Below are 3853 nucleotides of genomic sequence, written 5' to 3'. Positions count from 1 at the left end.
GTGTGGTTGTTCTATCAAGACCCGGCCGCTGGCCGGGTTCATCCCTGAACGGACTTGTGGTTATTTATGGAAAAGTCGAAGTTGCGCAAAGTCGGTATGGGGTTGGCGTTGGCGGCGGTGGCCGGGTTGGTGCTGTACACGGTGCAGGCTCCGGCCGAAGCGCCGAAATACCAGACCGCGCCGGTCGAACGCTCGGATATCGAAAACACCGTGCTCGCCACCGGTTTGCTGGAAGGCGTCAAGCAGGTGGACGTCGGTGCTCAGGTGTCGGGGCAGTTGAAGTCGCTCAAGGTCAAGGTCGGCGACAAGGTGAAGAAGGGCCAGTGGCTGGCGGAAATCGATCCTCTGGTGCTGCAGAACACCCTGCGTCAGGCTCAGGTCGATGAGGAAAACCTGCAGGCGCAAAAGCGCGCCACGCAAGCCCAGCTCAAACAGACCAAAGCGATCTACGAGCGCTATCAGAACCTGCAGGAAGATGCGTCGATCTCGCGTCAGGATTTCGAAACCGCGCAATCGGATTACGAGGTGCAACAGGCCAATCTGCTGTCGCTGGACGCGCAGATCAAGAGTGCGCACATCCAGATCGACACCGCGAAGGTCAACCTCGCGTACACGCGGATCGTCGCGCCGATCGATGGCGACGTGGTCGGCATCGTCACCCAGGAAGGCCAGACCGTGATCGCCAACCAGTTGGCGCCGATCCTGCTGAAACTGGCGGATCTGGACACCATGACCATCAAGGCCCAAGTGTCGGAAGCCGACGTGATTCATATCGCGCCGGGGCAGCAGGTGTATTTCACCATTCTCGGCGAAGACAAACGCTATTACGGCAAGCTGCGCGGCACTGAGCCGGCGCCGCAGAACTTCCTCGAAACGCCGCCGGCCGGCACCCCGAAGCAAAACACCGCAGTGTTCTATAACGCGCTGTTCGAGGTGCCCAATCCCGACCATCGCTTGCGCATCTCGATGACCGCGCAAGTGCGCATCGTCCTCGATACCGCGCAATCGGTGCTGACCGTGCCGGTGGCCGCGCTTGGGCCACGCAACGCCGATGGCAGCTTTCCGGTGCGGGTGCTCGATGCCAAGGGCCAGGCGCAGTCGCGCAACGTGCAGACCGGGATCAACAACAACGTCAAAGTGCAGATCAATCAGGGCCTCAGCGAAGGCGAGCGGGTGGTGATCGGTGATCCGTTGCCCGCCGTGGCGGGAGCTTGAGCATGACGCAAGCGTTGCTGCAACTGACCGGCATCACCCGCAGTTTTACCGCCGGCGACCGTGAATTTCTCGCACTGAAGAACATCAACCTGACGATCAACGCCGGAGAAATGGTGGCGATCATCGGCGCCTCCGGTTCCGGCAAGTCAACCCTGATGAACATCCTCGGCTGTCTCGATTACGCCACCGCCGGCAGCTACAAGATCAATGGCCAGGAAACCCGCGACCTCGATGATCAGGCGCTGGCCGAGCTGCGCCGCGATTATTTCGGTTTCATCTTCCAGCGCTATCACTTGCTGCCGCACCTGAGCGCGATGCACAACGTCGAGATGCCAGCGATCTACGCCGGCATCCCCGCGCCGCAACGCCACGCCCGCGCCCGCGAGTTGTTGGCGCGACTGGGTCTCGACGGGCACCTGACCCACCGGCCGAGCCAGCTCTCCGGTGGTCAGCAGCAACGGGTGAGTATCGCCCGGGCCTTGATGAATGGCGGGGAAGTGATCCTCGCCGACGAACCCACCGGCGCTCTCGACACCGCCAGCGGCAAGGAAGTGATGCGTATCCTGCTGGAGCTGCACGCGGCCGGGCACACGGTGATTCTGGTGACCCACGACCCGAAAGTCGCGGCCAACGCCGAACGCATCATCGAAGTCAGCGACGGTGAAATCCTCAGCGACCGGCGCAACCAGCGCGACACCGGGCAACTGTCGGACGAAGAGGAGGTGCCGCCCAAACCACCGGCGACACGCCGTTTGGTCGCCAGCCTCGGGCTGTTCAAGGAGGCCTTCAACATGGCCTGGGTGGCGCTGATTTCGCACCGCATGCGCACCTTGCTGACCATGCTCGGGATTGTCATCGGCATCACCTCGGTGGTGTCGATTTCGGCGATCGGTGAGGGCGCGAAAAACTACGTGCTCAAGGACATTTCGGCGATCGGCAGCAACACCATCGACATCTATTCCGGCAGCAGTTTCGGCGACAAGCGCGCCGCCTCGATCGAGACACTGGTGCCAGCGGATGTCACCGCGCTGAATCAACTGTATTACGTCGACAGCGCCACCCCGGTGGTCGGTCGCAGCATGCTTCTGCGTTATCGCAACATCGACCTCGACGCGCAGATCAATGGCGTCAGTGATCAGTATTTCCAGGTTCGCGGAATCAAACTGGAGGCGGGCATCACCTTCAGCGAGAGCGACGCGCGGCGTCAGGCGCAGGTGGTGGTGATCGACTTCAACACCCGGCATCGGTTATTCGGCGAGGGCGTCGATCCGCTGGGGCAGGTGATCCTGATCGGTAACCTGCCATGCACCGTGATCGGCGTGGCCGCCGAGAACAAGAACCTGTTTGCCTCGGGCAAAACCCTCAACGTCTGGGTGCCCTACGAAACCGCCGCCGGGCGTATCCTGGGCCAACGTTTTCTCGACAGCATCAGCGTACGGATCAAGGACGGCCAGTCGAGCAAAGTCGTGGAAAATCACGTCACCCAATTGATGCTGCAACGCCACGGCATCAAGGACTTCTACACCAACAACCTCGACAGCGTGATGCAGACCGTGCAGAAAACCAGCCGCTCGCTGGCCTTGCTGCTGTCGCTGATCGCGGTGATTTCGCTGGTGGTCGGCGGCATCGGGGTGATGAACATCATGCTGGTGTCGGTCACCGAGCGTACCCGCGAGATCGGCATTCGCATGGCGGTCGGCGCACGCCAGTCGGACATTCGTCAGCAGTTTCTGGTGGAGGCGGTGATGGTCTGCCTGCTCGGCGGGGCCATCGGCATTTCCCTGTCGTATGCCATCGGCCATCTGTTTTCGCTGTTCATCAAGGAATGGGAGATGGTGTTCTCCATGGCCTCGGTGCTGACGGCGGTGATCTGCTCGACGTTGATTGGCATCGTCTTCGGCTTCGTCCCCGCGCGTAATGCATCGCGCCTGGACCCGATCGAGGCGCTGGCGCGGGACTGATTGCCGAAGCTGATTGGCCGGGCTCGTGCACTGAAGTGCACAAATCGAAAGGGACGGGTCATGAACCCGTCCCTGTTTTTCGCTTTCCAACTGTGGGAGCTGGCTTGCCAGCGATGACGGCCTACCCGCCGACCAACCTCCCACCTGAATGCACGCATTCCAACTGTGGGAGCGAGCCTGCTCGCGAAAGCGGCCTCACAGTCGACTAGTCCCTGACTGAGTGCACTCGATCAAATTGTGGGAGCTGGCTTGCCAGCGATGGCGGCCTACCAGCCGACCACCTCCCACCTGAATGCACGCAATCCAACTGTGGGAGCGGGCTTGCTCGCGAAAGCGGCCTCACAGCCGACCAATCCCCAACTGAATGCACTCGTCAAATTGTGGGAGCTGGCTTGCCAGCGATGGCGGCCTACCCGCCGACCAACCTCCCACCTGAATGCACGCAATCCAACTGTGGGAGCGAGCCTGCTCGCGAAAGCGGCCTCACAGCCGACCAATCCCCAACTGAATGCACCCGGTCAAATGGTGGGAGCTGGCTGCCAGCGAGGACGGCCTACAAGCCGACAACCTCCCACCTGAATGCACACATTCCAACTGTGGGAGCGAGCCTGCTCGCGAAAGCGGCCTGCCAGACACCATCAAAACTACAGGAGCAATCCCGGTTCTCCACACACACC

At 61.5% G+C, this 3853-nt stretch carries 2 protein-coding genes; both read left to right on the top strand.

The genetic code is table 11. From position 1 onward, the window contains the following. The first annotated feature begins 66 nt into the window (after positions 1 to 66). Positions 67 to 1215: a macrolide transporter subunit MacA gene (gene macA, locus ACM6I7_RS05405; protein WP_098968301.1), complete on the top strand. Its 1149-nt coding sequence runs from the start codon at positions 67 to 69 to the stop codon at positions 1213 to 1215. Between the two features lie 2 nt (positions 1216 to 1217). Continuing rightward, the gene (locus tag ACM6I7_RS05400) at positions 1218 to 3176 is read left to right on the top strand and encodes a MacB family efflux pump subunit (protein ID WP_027613122.1); all 1959 of its coding nucleotides are present in this window, start codon (positions 1218 to 1220) and stop codon (positions 3174 to 3176) included. Positions 3177 to 3853: the final 677 nt, after the last annotated feature.

The sequence above is a fragment of the Pseudomonas sp. IT-93MI4 genome (assembly GCF_949767635.1).
Classification (GTDB): domain Bacteria; phylum Pseudomonadota; class Gammaproteobacteria; order Pseudomonadales; family Pseudomonadaceae; genus Aquipseudomonas; species Aquipseudomonas putida_A.
This window is presented reverse-complemented; position numbering and strand designations above follow the sequence as displayed.

Bases quoted from the DNA above. Each gene is read 5' to 3' on its own strand.
- macA (WP_098968301.1), top strand. From the start codon at position 67: ATGGAAAAGTCGAAGTTGCGCAAAGTCGGTATGGGGTTGGCGTTGGCG.
- ACM6I7_RS05400 (WP_027613122.1), top strand. From the start codon at position 1,218: ATGACGCAAGCGTTGCTGCAACTGACCGGCATCACCCGCAGTTTTACC.